This is a genomic window from Acetobacteroides hydrogenigenes (assembly GCF_004340205.1).
GTDB classification, from domain to species: Bacteria; Bacteroidota; Bacteroidia; order Bacteroidales; family ZOR0009; genus Acetobacteroides; species Acetobacteroides hydrogenigenes.
Window position 1 is genome coordinate 1,751 of sequence record NZ_SLWB01000027.1, and the last position, 2,993, is coordinate 4,743.

The 2,993-nt window shown below is 58.9% G+C and carries 1 rRNA gene; it reads left to right on the top strand.

The annotated features are described in order from the left end of the window. Positions 1-68 precede the first annotated feature (68 nt). A 23S ribosomal RNA gene (locus CLV25_RS15825) occupies positions 69-2,945 on the top strand. Positions 2,946-2,993: the final 48 nt, after the last annotated feature.

A 2,993-nucleotide genomic window follows, 5' to 3' on the forward strand; every position in this document is an offset into this window, starting at 1 on the left:
AGAAGATCTTTGACGTTTGAGGACGAAGCGGCGCATGCGACGGAGTTGAACTCCGGCGGGTGCGCGGAAAGGAGTAAGAAAAGGGCGCACGGGGGATGCCTTGGGTCCTATAGGCGACGAAGGGCGTGGCAAGCTGCGAAAAGCCGCGGGGATCGGCAAGCACGAATCGATCCGCGGATACCCGAATGGGGCAACCCACCTGGCTGAAGGCCAGGTATCCGGAGCAATCCGGAGGCGAACGGGGAGAACTGAAACATCTAAGTACCCCCAGGAGAAGAAAACAAAAGTGATTCCCCGAGTAGCGGCGAGCGAAAGGGGATTAGCCCAAACCCATCCGGTTACGGCCGGGTGGGGGTTGTAGGGCCTCCACAACCGACCACGAGCGAAGCTGAACCCGCTGGAAAGCGGGGCCGTAGCGGGTGACAGCCCCGTAGGCGTAGGCGAGTGGAAGGGGGAGGAACCCTGAGTAGGGCGGGGCACGTGAAACCCCGTCCGAATCCGGCAGGACCATCTGCCAAGGCTAAATACTCATAGGACACCGATAGCGAACCAGTACCGTGAGGGAAAGGTGAAAAGTACCCCGAATAGGGGGGTGAAAAAGACCCTGAAACCGTGCGCCTACAAGCGGTCGGAGCCCTTTAGTGGGGTGACGGCGTGCCTTTTGCATAATGAGCCTACGAGTTGCTCCTGTCCGGCAAGGTTAAGCGCGGATACGCGCGGAGCCGAAGCGAAAGCGAGCCTGAATAGGGCGATCTAAGTCGGACGGGGCAGACGCGAAACCTTGCGATCTACCCATGGCCAGGATGAAGTTCCGGTAATACGGAATGGAGGTCCGAACCAATAAGCGTTGAAAAGCTTCTGGATGAGCTGTGGGTAGGGGTGAAAGGCTAATCAAGCTGGGAAATAGCTCGTACTCCCCGAAATGCCTTTAGGGGCAGCCTTGGACTTACCGCCATGGAGGTAGAGCTACCGATTGGATGCGAGGGCCTCACCGCCTATCAAATCCTGACGAACTCCGAATGCCGTGGTGCGATATCCAGGAGTGAGCCGGCGGGTGCTAATGTCCGTCGACGAGAGGGAAAGAACCCTGACCGCCAGCTAAGGCCCCCAAGAGGCGGCTAAGTTGATGAAACGATGTGCGGCTGCAGCGACAGCTAGGATGTTAGCTTGGAAGCAGCTATTCATTTAAAGAGTGCGTAACAGCTCACTAGTCGAGCGGCTGCGCGTGGATAATAATCGGGCATCAAGCCGTCCGCCGAAGCTGCGGATAAGAAATTATGGTAGGGGAGCATTCCGGCAGCGGTGAAGCTGGCCCGTAAGGGCTGGTGGAGCGGCCGGAAAAGCAAATGTAGGCATGAGTAACGACAAGGCGGGTGCGAAACCCGCCCACCGCTAGGCCAAGGTTTCCTGATCAACGCTAATCGGATCAGGGTAAGGCGGGGCCTAAGGCTCACCCGAATGGGGATGCCGATGGACAGCCGGTTAATATTCCGGCCCTGGCCCGCGCTGCGATGGGGCGACGAAGGAGTGAAAGGACCGCCCGGCGACGGAATGCCGGGTTGAAGGGTGTAGGTATAGCCTGTAGGTTAACAGCCGGAGGTTGCCGAACCTGATAGTACCGAGAGCCCACGGGCAATCGGATAGCGTCCCTAATCCGACTTCCAAGAAAACCCCCTAAGCATCAGGCGCGGGCCACCCGTACCGCAAACCGACACAGGTGGCCAAGGAGAGTATCCTAAGGTGCTCGAGTGAATCACGGCTAAGGAACTCGGCAAATTAGCCCCGTAACTTCGGGATAAGGGGCCCCCGCGTGAGCGGGGCGCAGCGAAGAGGTCCAGGCGACTGTTTACCAAAAACACAGGGCTCTGCGAAACCGAAAGGTGAAGTATAGGGCCTGACACCTGCCCGGTGCCGGAAGGTTAAGAGGAGAGGTCATCGCAAGAGAAGCTTTGAATCGAAGCCCCGGTAAACGGCGGCCGTAACTATAACGGTCCTAAGGTAGCGAAATTCCTTGTCGGGTAAGTTCCGACCTGCACGAATGGTGTAACGATCTGGACGCTGTCTCAGCCGTGAGCTCGGTGAAATTGTAGTATCGGTGAAGATGCCGATTACCCGCAACGGGACGGAAAGACCCCGTGCACCTTCACTGCAGCTTAGCGCTGGTTCTGGGGTGGCGATGTGTAGGATAGGCTGGAGGCTGCGAAGCTCGGACGCTAGTTCGGGTGGAGCCGACGTTGAAATACAGCCCTTCGCCACTTCGGGGCCTAATCCCTGGTAGGGAGACACCGCTTGGCGGGTAGTTTGACTGGGGTGGTCGCCTCCAAAAGAGTAACGGAGGCTTCCCAAGGTGCCCTCAGCGCGAATGGCAACCGCGCGTGGAGTGCAATGGCACAAGGGCGCTTGACTGTGAGGCCGACAAGCCGATCAGGTGCGAAAGCAGGGCATAGTGATCCGGTGGTTCCGCATGGGAGGGCCATCGCTCAAAGGATAAAAGGTACGCCGGGGATAACAGGCTGATCGCCGCCAAGAGCTCACATCGACGCGGCGGTTTGGCACCTCGATGTCGGCTCGTCACATCCTGGGGCTGGAGAAGGTCCCAAGGGTTCGGCTGTTCGCCGATTAAAGTGGCACGCGAGCTGGGTTCAGAACGTCGTGAGACAGTTCGGTCCCTATCTGTTGCGGGCGTAGGAAGTTTGAGGGGGCCTGACCCTAGTACGAGAGGACCGGGTTGGACGAGCCTCCGGTGTACCAGTTGTTCCGCCAGGAGCACCGCTGGGTAGCCGCGCTCGGTTGGGATAAGCGCTGAAAGCATCTAAGCGCGAAGCCTACCCCAAGATGAGACTTCCCTTAAGGGCCGTGGGAGACTACCACGTTGATAGGCCGCAGGTGTACGCGCTGTAAGGCGCTCAGCCGAGCGGTACTAATTGCCCAGTAGAGCTCCGAGAGGGCCGCGCCCTTAGCGGGCAGACGCCGCTTCGTCCGAAGAATGTCAA